The following is a 15165-nucleotide window of genomic DNA, read 5'->3' on the forward strand; positions in this document are numbered from 1 at the left end:
GGATCTGACCATCCGGTCAGATTCTGGTGACCTTCGGAACGTCCTGTCAGGGTGTGTGGCCGAACTCCTGGTCGGGTCGGGACAATGACCCATGCGCACTGTCCGGACGGACGCCCCCGCCGCCCTGATGCCCACGGACGAACGGTCGGAGAACCTCGCGTTCGTCGTTGCAGGTACCACGGTCCTGCTCGGCACGCTGCTGGCCGACGTGTTCTCCACCGTCGCCCTGGCCGGGTATTTCGGCCTTGGTCCGCTGATCCTCGCCGCGGCCTGTCCGACGCTCATCACCGCGGGCGTCGGTGGGGTGACGGTGCTGCTGGGCATCGTGTCCGGCTTGTGGGACGACCGGTTCGGCACCGGTCAGCACATCGCGGCCATTCTGCTGATCGCCATCCAGGCGGCGATCGCCGTGTGTATCTGTGTGTTCCGGGAGCGGCAGCGCTCGAAGCTGCACCGCGTCCAGGCGGTGGCCGAGGTGGCGCAGCGTGCGTTGCTGCCCGCGGTGCCCGGGCGCCTGGACGGCGTGGGTTTCGCCGCCCGCTACCTGTCGGCGGCGCGGGAGGCGTCCGTCGGCGGCGATCTGTACGAGGTCGTGCCGACCGCGCACAGCATCCGGGTGATCATCGGGGATGTGCGGGGCAAGGGGCTGCCCGCGGTGCGGCTGGCCTCGGTGGTGCTGGGCGCCTTCCGGGAGGCCGCTGTCACCTGGCTGGATCCCGAGCAGGTCGCGGCGGCGTGTACCCGCGCCGTCGCCCGGGAGGCCGGACCGGAGGACTTCGTCACCGCGCTCGTGCTGGACATCCACCCCGACGGCCGGCTCGGGATGTGCTCGGCCGGCCACCATCCGCCGCGTCTGGTGTCGCCACGCGGTGCGAGCCGAACCCTCACGTTGCGCTCCCCGAGCCCGCCGCTGGGCCTCGCCGACCAGTTCACCGTGACGAACGCGTTCTGGGAGGTCGGCGACCGGCTGCTGCTGTTCACCGACGGCCTGATCGAGGCCCGGGACGCCGCCGGCCACTTCTTCGACCTCGACGAGCATCTCGACCTGCTGCGCGGCGGCGGCCAGGAGGAGGCCCTCGACCGGCTCACCACGGCCCTGGACACCCACGCCGACGGCGCCCTGCACGACGACCTCGCCCTCCTGCTCGTCGAACGCCACCCGGCCCCCGCCATCCCCGGCGCCCCCAGCGCCTCCGCCCCTCCCCCGCCCACCGTCGCCACCCGCTGAACGCCCCGCACGGTCCGAATCGCCTGAAACGGCCCGCGGAAGGACCTGCTCACCGCCGGACGGGTCAGGTGCGGGTGCGGCGGCGGCCTTCGCGGCGGTAGGAGAAGGGGCCGGGCAGGTCGACGCTGGACAGGCCGCCGCGGCGCTGCCGGGACCAGACCCGCCAGGAGATCCGGCCGAGCTTCAGCGTCACCGAGGACACCCCGTTCTCGCTGACATTGACGTGGAACGGCCCGTACTTCGGGCGGCGGGTGTATCGCAGACCCATCTGGCACCTCCTGCGGGATGCGGGCCGGGCTTTGTTCGTCCTCGACCCGGCCCGATATCCGTACCGAAACAGCGACAATGCGCTTGTCTCCGGTATTGCGCGGTTTACACCTCGCCGCCTCGATATGCCGAGGAGAGCGGCGCCGAGGGCCGCCGGACCCGGCGCGGGTGTTTGTCGGGCGACGCGCACACCGATATCCGACGGATACGGAATCAGGCCATTACCGTCTGAGCATGCGGATCGACCTCACGATGCGGACGGACACGCCGAGGTCCACGGTGGTGGCATTCGGCGAGAGTGATCCGCGGACCGACCGGTCCGTGCTGCGGCTGCTGGTCGCGCTGGTCGTACTGCTCAGCGCGGTGACCGCGTTCGCCGTCGGTGGGCTCGTCGCGCTGTCGCAGCAGCGCATGGCGTCCCCGTCCGGCGTCGGCAGCGACAGCATCAGGGGCGACGGCCAGCGCGGCGACGATCCGGGCGACGGTGGCCATTCGGGTGACGGTGGCCATTCGGGCGACGGCGACGATCCGGGTGACGCTGGCGACATGGTGGCGGCCGCCGGTGAGATCGGCCGGCTGGGAGTGGTGGATGACGGGGTGGTGAGCAGGCCCCTGGCCGGGCGGGTTCCGATGGCCGTCCCGCCGACCTGGCGGGTGCCGACGCGCGTGCCGACGGCCGTACCGCCGACACCGCGGAATCCGGATGACGCCGAGCAGGCCACGGCGAGCCCGGTTCCGGCGCCCCACCGCTGCACTCAGCCTCCTGAGCAGGCCATCAGCGGGTCCGGCCTACCGATTCCGATCTTCCCGCTCTGCTGACCGGCGGCCAGCGGCAGGCTCCGGACGCCAGTCCGGGCGGCGACCGGAGAGGGCGATCAGGCTCGTCCACTCGTCGGCGTCGGCAGGCACCGTGACGGGTTCGGCGAAGATGCCGACGACCCGCCAGGCGTCGATCTGACGGGCGAGGGCCTGGTGCACCCAGCGGACCAGCTCCAGGTTGCTGCCCACGGTGCGCGCCGAGGTGCTGTCGCCGGGGAGGCGTCCGGCCTCGTCGACGGCGCGGGCGAGGTCCCAGCCGTGCAGGAGCAGGTCGGCGGTGAGCTGGAAGGCGTACTCGTCCGCGGGGGTGGGGCCGAACGACAGGACGGGGTTGCGCGTCCAGACCTCGCTGCGGTTCCAGGCCGCGCGGGACCGGCGGGCGGTGGCGCTCCAGACACCGACCGGGTCGGTGCCGAGCTGGTCACCGTCGAAGCGGCGTCCGATGTCCTCGCGGGTCAGGCCGGCCAGCAGCGGCGGAACCCACAGATGTTCGACGGTCAGATGGTTGACCAGGCGGCGGATGTTCCACTCCCGGCAGGGCGTCGGCGCGTCCCAGGCGCCCTCGGGGACCGCACGGACCTGGATGTCGAAGATGTCCATCGCCCAGTCCAGCCACTCGCGACGTGCCGTGGCAGTCAGCATGCTGCTCGCCATCTCCAGGTGCCCCCTTCGGCGCCACGTCCTCGAACCGCCTACCCGCCGCAGAGCACCTACCCACCGGCACCGACCGTCCAACCCCGCGCATCCAGATGATTACGAAGAGCCCACACCTGGCCACAGACCCGGGCCGTTTCTCCGCTACACGCCGTCATGCACCATCGGGTGCGCGGCACTCATCCGGTACACATCGGCCGCCTGTCATCATCTCCCCTCATGGATGGTCGCCGTCTGCCGTCGCAACCCGTCTCCCGGGACGACGCCTGCCGCCCACATCCCACGGCACCGGCAGGCGCCCCGTTCCCCCGGACGCTGGTCGTCGCCGACAAGTTCCCGCCTGTGCTCGGCGGCATCCAGACCTTCGCCTGTCATCTCACCGCGGGCCTGCCCGCCGACCGGGTGATCGTCGTCGCGCCGACCGTTGCCGGGGCGGACGAGTTCGACCGCACCCTGCCGTTCCCCGTCGTGCGCATCGGCGAACGAGTCGTGACGTCCCGGCGGTCCCGCGCGGTGCTGGCGGATCTGGTGCGCACCGAGGGATGCGAGGCCGCCTGGTTTCCCACTTCGGCGCCATACGGCCTGCTCGCACCGGTGTTGCGTGAAGCCGGTGTGCGGCGGGTCGTGTCGTCCAGTCATGGGCATGAGGTGGCCTGGTCGCGGCTGCCGGTCGGCTGGTCGCTGGTGCGCAGCTGCGCCGCCCGCGCGGACGTGCTCACCTACCTGACCTCGTTCACCCGGCGCCGGCTGGCCGCGGTCGCCCCCGACGGCACGGCCATGGCCCGGCTGACCGGCGGGGTCGACGTCGAACGCTTCCACCCCGGGGCCGGCGGCGACGAGATTCGCCGCATGCTCGGCTGGTCGGACCGTCCGGTGGTCATCTGCGTGGCCCGGATGGTCCCCCGCAAGGGCCAGGACATGCTGATCCGCGGCTGGCCGACGGTGCGCCGGCGGCACCCGGGCGCCCGGCTGCTGCTGGTCGGCAAGGGCCCGGCCGAAAGCCGGCTGCGACTGCTCGCGCGGCGCGTCGGGGTCGCCGACGACGTCCACTTCACCGGCGCCATCCCGGACGAGACGCTGCCCGCCTACCTCGACGCCGCGGACGTGTTCGCCATGCCCTCACGCACCCGCTGGCTCGGCCTGGACCTCGAGGGCCTCGGCCTGTCGTCCCTGGAAGGCGCCGCCAGCGGCCTGCCGGTGATCACCGGTGCGCAGGGTGGCGCCCCCGACGTGGTCCTGCCCGGTCGCACCGGCACCGTCGTCGACGGGCGCGACGTCGACGCCGTGACCAGCGCCGTCCTCGACCTGCTGGACGACCCCGACCGCGCCGCCCGGATGGGCCTCGCCGGCCGCGAGTGGATGCGCACCGCGTGGAGCTGGCAGGAACTCAGCGGCCGCCTCGCCCGCATCCTCACCGGCCTCCCCGTCGACGACCACCTGACCGACCAGATCATCGACCGCACCCCCGCCTCCCCCATGGACCATCCTTCCCCCATGGACCACTCCACCCCGATGGACCACTCCACCCCGATGGACGACGCCGCCCCCGCGGACGACACCACCGGCCAGCACCTCCCGGACCGCGTCGACGCCAGCCAGCGCCGGTGACGCCCGCCCCCACCAGACCCACACCGGACGCCACCCCGACCGCGATACCGACCGCCACCTGGGTCCAGCCTCCGGACGCCAGCCCAACCAGCCCAACCAGCACGACCAGTCCGGCCGACATGGCCAACACGGCCAACCTGACCTGTCCGGTCGGCCCGGCTCGGCGGGTCACGCCTGGGCGCGGACGCTGGTGGGCGGTGCGGCCGGCGCTGGCCTGCCTGGTACCGGTGGTGGTGGTCTGGTGGGTGGTGCGGTCATGGTCGACCGTGCGAGGTGGGGCGGCGGCGCTGGCCGACGCGCATCCGGCCTGGCTGATCGGGGCGACCGTCGTCGCCCAGTTCACCTGGTTCGCGGGGGCCGCCTGCCAGCAGGGGGCGGTGTCCCGGGCGTTACCGGTCCGACCGCTGCTCGCCGCGCAGGTCGCGGGCAGTGTCGCGAACCACGTGCTGCCGGCCGGTTTCGGGGTCGGCGCGGTCAAACTGCGTTTCCTGCACCGCCATGGCTTCTCGCTGCCCGAGTCGCTGACCGCCGTCGGCCTGGACGCGACCGCCGGCGTCACCACCCACCTCGCGGTGCTCCTCGCCCTGCTCGCCGGTGGCTTCCTCGAGGTCGACACCGCTCGTCTGCCGGGCAGCGGCCCGGTGTTCGCCACGGTGGCCGTGGGCGCCGCGGTGGCCGCCGCCGCGCTGGCGGTGCTGGTGGCACTCCGCGCCCAGCTGAGAACCCGGCTCTGGTCCCGGCTGCGGGCCCACCTGTGCGGGGTGGGCACCACCCTGCGCTCGCCGGGACGCGCGGCGCTGCTGTGGGGTGGGTCGGCGGCGATCCCGCTCGTCCACGCGATCACCCTGTGGGCGATCGTCCAGGCGCTGCACCTGCCACTCGGGGTCGGCGCGGTGTTCACCCTCTACTACGTCGCCAGCACCGCGTCGGCGGTGGTCCCGTCCCCCGGGGGCTTCGGATCACTGGACGCGGCCCTGCTCGCCGCGCTCATCGCCACCGGCCAGACACCCCAGGTCGCCCTCGGCGTGGTCCTCGGCTACCGCCTGGTCACCGTGTGGCTCCCGATGGCCCCGTCCGCCTGCGTCCTTGCCGTCATGGTCCGCCGCGGCCAGCTCTGACCCGGGAAGGCACCCAAAGGAGATCCTCGCCGTACACGTCGGCGCGGCCGCTCGGTCACACCGCGGTGGGGCGGTAAAGCTTGGCGTAGGGGCCGCCGGCGGCGAGCAGGTCGTGGTGGGTGCCGTGCTGGGCGACGCGGCCCCGATCGAGGACGTAGATGCGGTCGGCGTCGATCACCGTGGCCAGCCGGTGCGCGATGACCAGGCAGGTGCGTCCGATGGCGAGCCGGTCGAGGGCGGCGCGTACCGCGGCCTCCGAGACGGTGTCGAGCGCCGACGTCGCCTCGTCCAGCACCAGGACCCGCGGCGACTGCACCAGCACCCGGGCGATGGCCAGCCGCTGACGTTCCCCACCGGAAAGCCGGTAGCCACGGGCGCCTACCCGGGTCTCCAGGCCGTCCGGCAGGCGTTCGACCAGCGCGGACAGGGAGGCGGCGTCGAGGGCGGCGAGCAGTTCGTCGTCGGTGGCGTCGAGACGTCCGTAGCGCAGGTTCGCGGCGATCGTGTCGTGAAACAGGTGCGGATCCTGCGGGACCACACCGACCTGCGCGTGCAGCCTGGACGGCGCGATGTCGTCCAGGCTGACCCCGTCGAGCCGGACGGATCCCCGCTGCGGCCGGTGCATCCCACTGGCGAGATAGGCGACCGTCGTCTTGCCCGCGCCACTGGCCCCGACCACCGCCGTCGTCGTCCCCGCCGTGACCCGCAACGTCACCCCGCTCAGGTCCCAGCCGGCGCCGGCGGCACCGCCGGCACCGTCGCCGCCGCCGGCGCGGTCGTAGCCGAACCAGACATCCTCCAGCGCCAGGTCCACCCCGAGCCCCAGCTCCTCGCCGCGGCCGGAACCACCGGCGCCCCAAAGGTCACCCGTGTCCCGAGGGCCACCCTCGTCCCTGTGGTCACCCTCGTCCCTGTGGTCACCACGGCCGCCCGGCACCGCCGGCCGGGGCGTTGTCAGCGCCGGAGCGCGCACCGCACCAGCCGCGTCCCGGCGCGCGGACCTGTCCGGGGACGCGTCGGGGGACGTGTCGAAACGGGCGCGGATCTCGTCCTCGGGGACGTCCAACAGGGCGAAGATGCGACGGAACGCGGCGCCGGCACCGGCGAGCTCCGTGCGCAGGTCGATCGCGGACGACAGCGGGCCGAACGACACCAGCAGCGCCCCACCCAGTGCGGCGACGGTCCCCAGCGTGGTCCGCTCGGACGAGACCAGCCAGGCGCCAAGCGCCACGACCACCGTCATCGTCGCCACAATGCCGAGGTTGACCAGGAAACGGACCCGGGACGTCAACCGGGCCTGGTCCCGCGAGGCCGTGATCAGCTCGGCGCCGGCGGCGTCGAACCACTCCCGTTCATGGTCGACCCGGTCGAACAACCGCACATGCAGCGCGCCCGACACCGATGCGGTGTCGGCGAGGCGCGCCATCAGCACACCGTCGAGTTCCCGCTGGTGACGGGACAGTTCCGCGAGGCGCCGCCGGCCCGAACGGACCATCAGCAGCGTCGCCGGCGCGAACACCATGACCGCCAGGCTGAGCCGCCAGTCCAGGACGAAGACGACCACCGTGCCGACCGCGATGTCCGCCACCCGGCAGATCACCGCCTGCACCGTGGCGGAGATCGCGTTCTGCGCGGCCAGCACATCACTGGTCATCACCGTCATGACCTCACCCGGCTGACTACGCGGGAAGAAACTGAACGGCAGCCGCTGCAGATGCGTGTTCACGGTCTGCCGGATGCGCACCGAGACCACCCCGCCCAGCCGCGCGATCAGCGCCATCCGTGCCGACAGCACCGCCGACTCGAACACCAGCAGCGCCCCCAGCAGCCCGATCGGCCAGGCGAGATCCCGGACGTGCCCCCGTGGCAGCGAGACATCCACGAGGTGCCGCAGCAGGAACGGCCCCGCCGCCACCGCGACCGACCCCACCACCGACAGCGCCACCAGCACCGCCACGACCGGCCCCTGATCGGCGAAGAACCGCTCGGCCCGCCGCGCCTCCCCCACCCCGGTCAGCCGCGCGACCATCCCCGCGTGCAGCCCGGTCACCCCCGCCCACCTCAGGTCCCCCGCCCGCTCGGCTCTGCCCACCGGGTGAGTGGCGTCCGTCGGGTCGGCGGTGCCGGTCGGGTGACTGGCACCGGTCGGGTGACTGGCACCGGTCGGGTGACTGGACCCTGACGTAAGGGTCGGCGGCTGCGAGGTCACGAGGGAGAGGCTAGTTCCCACCGGTGGCGGAAGGGGCCGCGACCATCGGCGAGCCCCGGCGCGGGGGGTTGGACGGCTCCATGAGATTACCTTTCGCATCCCTGGGAACACTCTGCGTGCATGCCCGCCAGGTGGAGCCGGAGCGGGAGCGGGTGCGGGACGCAGGTGCGAACGCACCGCGCGACCACCCGGCCGGGGTCCGCCGACGCGGGCCCTTAGAGGGGGAAACCGATGAGCTGGTCCCGCACGTCCCGACGATGCGCCTCTCGCGCGTTCGTCCTGTCCGCGACCCTCACCGCCGCGATGGCCACACCCGGGCTGATGGACGCGGCCGTCGGCGTCACCGCGTTCCCGAGCGCACCACCCGGCACGTCCTCGGCGCCCTCGGCAGCGACTTCCGGTCCCACGACCAGGCCGCCCAGCACGGACGGCCCAACTCCGAGCGGCACCGCAGGGTCGGCTGGGAGCACCGGGCCGGACGAAGGCGGCGACCCGGGTGGGACGTCCACTCCGGGCACGTCCGGTTCGCCAGGTGTGGCACCCGGCGGGGGCGCTGCCGGCGGGTCGGCCTGCCCGAAAATGGCGTCCGCGACCGGACCGCTGGGCACCTGGAAGCCGGTCGCCGACCTGCCCGACGCCGTCGCCGGACTCGCCACGACCACAGGATGCGACGGGAAGATCTACGCGATCGGCGGCAGCGCGGAATCGGCCGCGGCCGGCACCAGCCCCACGGGCGCGCCCAGCGCCGGCGTGGCACCCGCACCCCCCGCCGGCCCCACCGCGACCACTCCCGCCTCCCCGGGCACGACCACCTCCCGTGGCACGACCACCGCACCGGGCCGCACCGCCTCACCGGGCGGCAGCACGTCGCCGAGCGGGACGTCCTCGCCGGGTACGACCGGGTCGCCGGGCGTGGGTCCCGCGGGGTTGGCCCCCTCGGGGGCGAGGGTCATCCCCGGCGCGCTGACGGACGAGCCGGGCTTCGAACCGCTACCGAACGCGTCCGAGGGCGCCACGGGCACGGACCCGGCCCAACCGGGCGACTCCGCCACACCCACCGGCCCAAGCCGGTCACCCGGCCTGACCACCACCCCCAACCCGGGCGGGACGGCCACCCCGAGTGCGACGTCCACCGCGGGCCGCACGGGCAGCCCCACACCCGGCGGCCCGGCCGGAACCGGCCCGGGCAACGGAGCGGGAGCCGGTGCCGGTGCGGGTGCGGGAGCCGGAGCCTCGGGCACACCGGTGGGTTCCGTCGCGGTGCTCGATCCGACGTCGGGCACCTGGTCGGACGTCGCCGATCTGCCCACGCCGCGCACGGACCTGGCCGCCGTCACCGGGGCGGACGGACGGATCTACGCGATCGGCGGGCAGGACGCGGACGGTCCGACGGACACCGTCGAGGTGTACCAGCCGGCCAGTGACTCCTGGTCGGACGCCACCTCCCTGCCGGCCCCGATGGACCAGCCCCGGGCGGCCCGCGGCGGGGACGGACGGATCTACGCCCTCGACGGCACCACGCTGGCGATCTACGATCCGGCCGCGAACGTGTGGTCGACCGCGCCGGCTCCGCCGTCCGCGTTGGACGCGCCGATCGTCGTCGCCCTCTCGGATGGCCGGATTCTGGCCGCCGGCGGCACCATCGACGGTACGTCCGCCCCGCGGGTGGCCTCGACGACGTACGTCTACACCCCCGGGACGGAGGGCGGCAGCGGCTCGTGGGCGCAGGTGGCCGGTCTGCCCACCCCGGTCACCCGGGCCGCCGGTGCCACTGGCCCGGACGGGCGGGTGTACGTCGTGGGCGGACGCGGTTCGGACAACGCGGTCACCGACACCGTGCAGATCTACTCCCCGGATCGCGACTCGTGGGACTCCGGCACCTCCGGTGAGGCGTCCGACCGGGCGGATGCCGCGGCCACGACCGGCGGCGACGGTCACATCTACGTCCTGGGCGGGACGTCCGACAGTGACCAGCCCGAGGCCACCGTCGCCACGCTGTCCGACTGACCAGCCCCGTCCCGCACCCCCGGACGGCCGGCCATCGTGGGCCGTCCGGGGGATGGCGGGTCGTCCGGGGATGGCTGGGTCGTCCGGTGGGAACGGCTAGCGGTAACGGACGCGGTAGGCGATCCAGGCGGGGGCGCCGGCGGCCAGCGGCAGCCAGAAGGACACCAGCCGGTAGGCGAGGGTGGACAGGGCCGCGGCCGCCGGCGGAACCCCGGCCAGGGCGAGGGTCCCGGTCAGGCCGGCCTCGACGAAACCGAGACCGCCGGGCGTGATCGGGATCATCGCCAGGACGCTGGCCGCCACGTAGGCCAGCAGCACCAGGGACGGCCGAGGATGCTGGCCGGCACCGGCCAACGCCGCGAGCAGGGCGAGGTAGTCGAGGGTCCACTTGCCGGCCGCGAACAGCAACGCGGCGGGTAGCCGACGTCCGAGCGAGTGCAGCACCTCGTCGCGGCGGATCAGCAGCAGGTCGGACAGGTCGGGATCAACCGGGCGGCGGGCCAGCTGCAGCACCCGGGCGAGCAGCCGCGCCAGCAGGCGCATCGCGGCCTCCGAGCGGGCCAGCACCAGGCCGGCCACCGCCAGTACCGCGAAAGCGACGCCCCCGAGCCACGCCGCCGCGATCAGACCGCGCGGCGCCGGCTGGCCGAAGATCAACGCGGGCAGGACGAACAGCGGCAGCCCGAACACGATGCTGGTCGTGACCATGGAGATCGCGGTCAGGGCGAACCCGGCGGCCGCGGGATCACAGCCCGCCCGGCTCAGCATCCGGAACTGGACGGCGCCGCCCACCGCGATCCCGCCGGGGATGATCCGGCTGATGCTGTTCGACGCGAGCTGCGAGGTGATGGACAGAAACCAGCTCAGCCCGTCGATGGCGAGCCGTTGCAGCTGCCACACACAGGCGAAGCTCGCGATCTCCCAGCCGACCATCGCCGGGTACCACCACGGACGGAAGTGCCGCAGCCGGGGGAAGGCGGAGAACACGGTGAGCAGTTGCGGGGCGAGCAGGTAGATCGCCACCGCGGTGACCGCGAGCGGTATCACCCGGCCGGCGATCCGCCCCCAGGCCAGACCGCCGGGAACGACATCGGTGCGAAAGCGCCCCGCCGCTCCCAACCGCCGCGGCCGCGTCCCGCCACCCCCAGCTGACGGCGCCGACCCAACCGGCGGTACCGGCTCCACTGGCGGTGCCGGCTCGGCCGAATCCGTCGGGACGGTGGGTTCCGGTGCGGCGGTCGAGGCAGCGGCCGGTGTCGCGGTCGGTGCGGATGCGTCGTCGTCCACGTCGTCCAGGTTGTCCGGCTTGCAGGTTTTGTCCAGCGGTTTGCCGGCTGGGTCGGCTGGCACTCGCGCCCTCCTCCGCCCCACCTGCGGTGCGGGCCGCCCGACGTACCTCCTGCGCGTCACCCTAGACGAGCGATCGACGAGGCGAATCAGCCCACCGCCGGCCGGCCCGGCCGCACCGGCCGGCCGGCGGTGGTCGCAGGGCTGGTCAGGCGGTGGGTCCGGGCAGGTTGTAGCTGGCGGCGAGGGTGGCGTCGCGGGCGGCGAGGCGGCGGGCGAGATCGAGGATGACCTGGCACTGCTTGACCGAGGCGTCGTCCTGCATGGTGCCGTCGACCATCACCGCGCCGGTGCCGTCGCCCATGGTCTCGACGACCCGGCTGGCCCAGGCGACATCCTTGGGCTCGGGGCTGAAGACCTTCTTGGCGATGTCGATCTGCACCGGGTGCAGCGACCAGGCGCCGACCGCGCCGAGCAGGAACGCGTTGCGGAACTGGTCCTCGCAGGCCAGGGTGTCGGCGATGTCACCGAACGGGCCGTAGTACGGCATGATCCCGTGCGCCACGCAGGCGTCGACCATCCGGGCCAGGGTGTAGTGCCAGGGGTCCTGCTGGAAGGTGGCGCGCACGGCGCTCGGGTCGTCCGGGGTGGGGTCCTGGCGGACCAGGTAGCCGGGGTGGCCGCCGCCGACCCGGGTGGTCTTCATCCGCCGGTCGGCGGCGAGGTCGGCGGGGCCCAGCGACAGGCCCTGCATGCGGGGGCTCGCGGCGCAGATCTCCTCGACGTTGCTCACGCCGCGGGCGGTCTCGAGGATCGCGTGCACGAGGATCGGGCGGGTCAGGCCGGCCTGGGCCTCGAGCTGGGCGAGCAGCCGGTCGACGTAGTGGATGTCCTCGGCGCCCTGCACCTTCGGCAGCATGATCACGTCGAGCTTCGCGCCGATCGCGGGCACGAGGGTGAGCAGGTCGTCCAGCCCCCAGGGCGAGTCGATGCTGTTCACCCGGATCCAGAACTGGGTGTCGCCGAACTCCGCGCCACCCTCGATGATCTTGATGAGTCCCTCGCGGGCGGCGAGCTTGTTGTCGGCCCTGACGCCGTCCTCGAGGTTGCCGAGCAGCACATCCACCTTGGGGATGAGGGTCGGCAGCTTCGCGGCCATCTTGGCGTTGCTGGGGTCGAAGAAGTGGATCACCCGGGACGGCCGCCACGGGATCTCACGCGCCGGGGCCGGCGCGCCCACGGCGAGCGGAGCGAAGAAGTCCTTGGCACTGCGCATGGGGAGTCTCCCGGAAGGGGAACCTGGCTGGCGGACCGAACCGTCGGGCGGACCGAACCGTCGGGCGGACGGGGTCACCACCAGCGACGGGCACGACGCTCGACGACGAGGCACGTTACCAGCTCCCCGTTTCACCCGCCCCGAGTTAAATCACACAGAGTAACGATATTTGCCCAGAGTGACGCAGCTCGCAGTGCGCGGTCAGGGCAGGGTGAGCCTGGACGCGCAACCCCGCGCCACAGACGCACTTCTGGTTTATTGAGGCAGTCGCCAGAGTGACTGCCCGCTCGACTGCCAGGAGGAGCGTTGGATCTCCCGCTGCGGGATCTCGTCGTGGTCGGGCTGGAGCAGGCTGTCGCCGCCCCGACGGCCACCCGTACCCTCGCCGACCTCGGCGCCCGCGTCATCAAGGTGGAGAACCCGCGCGGCGGTGACTTCGCCCGCGACTACGACAACGCGGTGCTCGGCGAACTGGCCGCGCACTTCGTCTGGCTCAACCGGGGCAAGGAGTCGGTCGCGCTGAACTTCCGCGACCCGCGCGGCGCCGAGGCGCTGGAGCGGCTGTTCGCCCGGGCCGACATCGTGGTGCAGAACCTCGCACCGGGCGCGGCCGCCCGCTACGGATTCGCCGCCGAGCAACTGGTCGAACGCTTCCCGCGGATCGTCGCGGTCGACATCTCCGGCTACGGCGAGGGCGGCCCGCTGTCCCACAAGCGGGCCTACGACCTGTTGGTGCAGTCCGAGGCCGGCTCCTGCTCGATCACCGGAACGCAGGAGCACCGGGCCAAGCCGGGTATCCCCGTGGCCGACATCGGCGCCGGCATGTACACGGTGACCTCCGTGCTCGCCGCGATCCACGCCCGCACGGCGACCGGCCGCGGCACCGCCCTGTCGATCAGCCTGTTCGACACGGTGGTCGAGTGGATGAGCTACACCATGAACATCACCATGGGCACCGGTGAGCAGCAGGTTCCCAACGGGGTGAGCTCCCCGGCCGTCTCCCCCTACGGCGCCTACCCGACGGCGGACGGCTTCACCCTCGTGCTCGGCACCACCAACGACGGCGAATGGCAGCGGCTGGCCCGCACGGTGCTCGGCCGCGACGACCTCGCCGACGATCCCGCCTTCACCCACAACGACGACCGGGTCCGGTTGCGCCCCCGCCTGGACGAGGCCATCCGCGCCTGGACGACCACCGTTCCCATCGCCCAGGCCGAGAAGATCCTCGACGACGCGGCGATCGGCAACTCCCGGCTCAACAGCGTGCAGGAGGTCATCGACCACCCGCATCTGAGCGCCCGGGACCGCTGGCGTGACGTCGCCACCCCCGCCGGCCCCTGGCGCGCCCCCCTGCCGCCGCCGATCACCCCCGACTGGGCCCTGCCCATGGGGCCCGTCCCGGCCCTCGGCGAGCACACCGAGGCCGTCCTGGCCGAGGTGGGCCTCACCACCGACGAGATCGCCCAGCTACGCGCCGACCGCGTGATCTGACAGGCTGAAGGGAAACATCGATGAAGATCGACGCTGTCCTGGGCACCGACATCGACCTCGCGGCGACCGCGGCACGCCACGCCGAGACCGCCGGCTACGCGGGCGCCTGGGTCGGCGACACCAACCACGACCCGTTCCTGCAGATCATGCAGGCGGCGCAGGCCACCGAGAACATCACGGTGGGCACGGCCGTCGCGATCGCCTTCGCCCGCAGCCCGATGACGACCGCCACCTCCGCCTACGACCTGGCCCGCTACGCGCAGGGACGGTTCGTTCTCGGCCTCGGTTCGCAGGTCAAGTCGCACATCGAGCGCCGGTTCTCGATGACCTGGTCGAGCCCGGCGGCCCGGATGCGCGAGTACGTGCTGGCCCTCAAGGCCATCTGGGCGTCCTGGCAGGACGGCACGAAGCTCGACTTCCAGGGCGAGTTCTACTCCCACACCCTGATGACGCCGTTCTTCGCCCCCGAGCCGCATCCGGCCGGGCCGCCGCCGGTGTACGTCGCCGGGGTGAACGTGGCGATGACCGAGGCCGCCGGTGAGGTCGCCGACGGCTTCTTCCTGCACCCCTTCACCACCCGCCGTTACCTCGACGAGGTGACCCTGCCGGCGCTGCGCCGCGGTCGGGCCAAGCGGGGCGGCACCCTCGACGACTTCGTCCTCAACGGCCCGATGTTCGTCGCCGTCGGACGCACCGAGGAGGAGCTCGCGACCGCCGTCGCCGGCACCCGCGCGCGTATCGCCTTCTACGGTTCGACCCCCGCCTACCGGCCCGTGCTGGAGCTGCATGGCTGGGGTGACCTGCAGCCCGAGCTCACCCGGCTGACGAAGGAAGGCCGCTGGAACGAGCTCGGCTCGCTCATCACCGACGACATCCTGCACACCTTCGCCGTCGTCGGCACCCCCGCCGAGGCCGGCCCCGCGCTGTACGCGAAGGTCGGCGACGTCCTCGCCCGGACCTCCTTCTACACGCCCTACGACGCCGAGCCGGGTCTGCTCACCGAGCTCCTCGCCCACGTCCGGCCCCCGGCCGCCTGAGCGCACCGGGCCGCGCGGCACCGCCCCGCGGCGGGCCCCGGGGGGGACCCCCGGCCCGGCGGCCCCCCCGCGCCCGGGGGGGGGGCCCCGCCGGGTCCGACTCGGGGATGATCCGGCGGTGCGTCGGGCGCTGGCGCACCGCAACCAGCCACTGGCCCCGTTCT

At 73.3% G+C, this 15165-nt stretch carries 12 protein-coding genes; 7 read left to right on the forward strand and 5 right to left on the reverse strand.

The genetic code is table 11. The annotated features are described in order from the left end of the window. Positions 1-91 precede the first annotated feature (91 nt). Positions 92-1228: a PP2C family protein-serine/threonine phosphatase gene (locus MXD61_RS09520; RefSeq protein WP_248812477.1), complete on the forward strand. Its 1137-nt coding sequence runs from the start codon at positions 92-94 to the stop codon at positions 1226-1228. Between the two features lie 64 nt (positions 1229-1292). On the opposite strand, the gene MXD61_RS09525 is transcribed toward MXD61_RS09520, so the two are convergent. Beyond that, on the reverse strand, positions 1293-1496 hold the full coding sequence (locus tag MXD61_RS09525) for a DUF4236 domain-containing protein (RefSeq protein ID WP_163549811.1): 204 nt from the start codon (positions 1494-1496) through the stop codon (positions 1293-1295). A gap of 233 nt (positions 1497-1729) precedes the next feature. Here MXD61_RS09525 and MXD61_RS09530 point away from each other — a divergent pair, with 233 nt between their 5' ends. Then, the gene (locus MXD61_RS09530; protein WP_248812478.1) at positions 1730-2314 is read left to right on the forward strand and encodes a hypothetical protein; all 585 of its coding nucleotides are present in this window, start codon (positions 1730-1732) and stop codon (positions 2312-2314) included. Here MXD61_RS09530 and MXD61_RS09535 read toward each other — a convergent pair. Next, the gene (locus MXD61_RS09535; protein ID WP_248812479.1) at positions 2285-2956 is read right to left on the reverse strand and encodes a TIGR03086 family metal-binding protein; all 672 of its coding nucleotides are present in this window, start codon (positions 2954-2956) and stop codon (positions 2285-2287) included. The two genes, MXD61_RS09530 and MXD61_RS09535, sit on opposite strands and share 30 nt — an antisense overlap. Before the next feature lie 231 nt (positions 2957-3187). Between MXD61_RS09535 and MXD61_RS09540 the strand changes: the two genes are divergently transcribed. Beyond that, on the forward strand, positions 3188-4576 hold the full coding sequence (locus MXD61_RS09540) for a glycosyltransferase family 4 protein (protein ID WP_248812480.1): 1389 nt from the start codon (positions 3188-3190) through the stop codon (positions 4574-4576). A gap of 119 nt (positions 4577-4695) precedes the next feature. Further along, the gene (locus MXD61_RS09545; RefSeq protein WP_285223209.1) at positions 4696-5694 is read left to right on the forward strand and encodes a lysylphosphatidylglycerol synthase transmembrane domain-containing protein; all 999 of its coding nucleotides are present in this window, start codon (positions 4696-4698) and stop codon (positions 5692-5694) included. A gap of 55 nt (positions 5695-5749) precedes the next feature. On the opposite strand, the gene MXD61_RS09550 is transcribed toward MXD61_RS09545, so the two are convergent. Then, on the reverse strand, positions 5750-7723 hold the full coding sequence (locus MXD61_RS09550; RefSeq protein ID WP_248812487.1) for an ABC transporter ATP-binding protein: 1974 nt from the start codon (positions 7721-7723) through the stop codon (positions 5750-5752). A 411-nt stretch (positions 7724-8134) separates the two neighbouring features. Here MXD61_RS09550 and MXD61_RS09555 point away from each other — a divergent pair, with 411 nt between their 5' ends. Next, positions 8135-9910 (forward strand): kelch repeat-containing protein, encoded by a 1776-nt coding sequence (locus MXD61_RS09555; RefSeq protein WP_248812481.1) that lies wholly within the window; start codon positions 8135-8137, stop codon positions 9908-9910. Between the two features lie 96 nt (positions 9911-10006). Here the strand turns inward: MXD61_RS09555 and MXD61_RS09560 are convergent, their stop codons facing one another. Further along, complete coding sequence (locus MXD61_RS09560) at positions 10007-11260, reverse strand: lysylphosphatidylglycerol synthase transmembrane domain-containing protein (protein ID WP_248812482.1); 1254 nt, start codon at positions 11258-11260, stop codon at positions 10007-10009. Positions 11261-11405: 145 nt separating this feature from the next. Continuing rightward, on the reverse strand, positions 11406-12473 hold the full coding sequence (locus MXD61_RS09565; protein WP_248812483.1) for a CoA ester lyase: 1068 nt from the start codon (positions 12471-12473) through the stop codon (positions 11406-11408). Positions 12474-12779: 306 nt separating this feature from the next. On the opposite strand from MXD61_RS09565, the gene MXD61_RS09570 reads away from it, so the two are divergent. Together MXD61_RS09570 and MXD61_RS09575 are read left to right on the forward strand one after the other, a co-directional pair. Continuing rightward, positions 12780-13964 carry a CaiB/BaiF CoA-transferase family protein gene (locus MXD61_RS09570; protein ID WP_248812484.1) on the forward strand — a complete coding sequence of 395 codons (1185 nt, stop codon included), beginning with the start codon at positions 12780-12782 and terminating at the stop codon, positions 13962-13964. A 20-nt stretch (positions 13965-13984) separates the two neighbouring features. Continuing rightward, positions 13985-15001, forward strand: coding sequence for a TIGR03617 family F420-dependent LLM class oxidoreductase (locus MXD61_RS09575; RefSeq protein ID WP_248812485.1), 1017 nt, complete (start codon positions 13985-13987; stop codon positions 14999-15001). The last annotated feature ends 164 nt before the right edge of the window (positions 15002-15165 follow it).

The sequence above is a fragment of the Frankia sp. AgPm24 genome (assembly GCF_023243055.1).
Taxonomy (GTDB): Bacteria; Actinomycetota; Actinomycetes; order Frankiales; family Frankiaceae; genus Frankia; species Frankia umida.

What these genes read in the sequence shown, in the direction of transcription:
- MXD61_RS09520 (WP_248812477.1), top strand. Translation starts at nt 92, where the DNA reads ATGCGCACTGTCCGGACGGACGCCCCCGCCGCCCTGATGCCCACGGAC.
- MXD61_RS09525 (WP_163549811.1), bottom strand. Translation starts at nt 1,496, where the DNA reads ATGGGTCTGCGATACACCCGCCGCCCGAAGTACGGGCCGTTCCACGTC.
- MXD61_RS09530 (WP_248812478.1), top strand. Translation starts at nt 1,730, where the DNA reads ATGCGGATCGACCTCACGATGCGGACGGACACGCCGAGGTCCACGGTG.
- MXD61_RS09535 (WP_248812479.1), bottom strand. Translation starts at nt 2,956, where the DNA reads ATGCTGACTGCCACGGCACGTCGCGAGTGGCTGGACTGGGCGATGGAC.
- MXD61_RS09540 (WP_248812480.1), top strand. Translation starts at nt 3,188, where the DNA reads ATGGATGGTCGCCGTCTGCCGTCGCAACCCGTCTCCCGGGACGACGCC.
- MXD61_RS09545 (WP_285223209.1), top strand. Translation starts at nt 4,696, where the DNA reads ATGGCCAACACGGCCAACCTGACCTGTCCGGTCGGCCCGGCTCGGCGG.
- MXD61_RS09550 (WP_248812487.1), bottom strand. Translation starts at nt 7,723, where the DNA reads ATGGTCGCGCGGCTGACCGGGGTGGGGGAGGCGCGGCGGGCCGAGCGG.
- MXD61_RS09555 (WP_248812481.1), top strand. Translation starts at nt 8,135, where the DNA reads ATGAGCTGGTCCCGCACGTCCCGACGATGCGCCTCTCGCGCGTTCGTC.
- MXD61_RS09565 (WP_248812483.1), bottom strand. Translation starts at nt 12,473, where the DNA reads ATGCGCAGTGCCAAGGACTTCTTCGCTCCGCTCGCCGTGGGCGCGCCG.
- MXD61_RS09575 (WP_248812485.1), top strand. Translation starts at nt 13,985, where the DNA reads ATGAAGATCGACGCTGTCCTGGGCACCGACATCGACCTCGCGGCGACC.